General features: G+C 76.3%; 1 pseudogene. It reads right to left on the bottom strand.

Annotated elements, in window-relative coordinates:
- A pseudogene (locus tag B8460_RS22540) lies at positions 1–376 on the bottom strand (ABC transporter permease); the annotation flags it as partial.

Below are 376 nucleotides of genomic sequence, written 5' to 3'. Positions count from 1 at the left end.
CGCGACCAGCGGCAGCCGCGCGTCGCCCAGGCGCATCACGTCGCCCACATGCGCGCCGAGCCGCGCGATCACCACCGGATCGAGCACGATGCCCTGCACCGAGGCGAGCGGCGGCGCATAGGTCGCGCGGCCAAGCAGCGGCCAGGCGGGATCGACCGCCTTCAGCTCCACCAGCTGCCGTTCGCCGGACGGCGCGACCACGATGGAGCGGGTCTGCGCGATATCGGACAGCCGGGCGCCGTGCGCGCGCAACCAGTCGCGCAGCGCGTCCGGCAGGGGCTCGCTGCCGCTCTCGATCTCAATGTCGCCGCCCAGGATGCGCGCCCCGTCGGCGGCGAGCCCGCGCTCCAGCGCCGCCCGCAGGCCGCCCACGGCC

The sequence above is a fragment of the Acidisphaera rubrifaciens HS-AP3 genome (assembly GCF_000964365.1).
In the GTDB taxonomy this organism is placed as follows: domain Bacteria; phylum Pseudomonadota; class Alphaproteobacteria; order Acetobacterales; family Acetobacteraceae; genus Acidisphaera; species Acidisphaera rubrifaciens.
The sequence above is the reverse complement of the archived record's forward strand: the minus strand, read 5'-3'. Positions and strand labels throughout refer to the sequence as shown.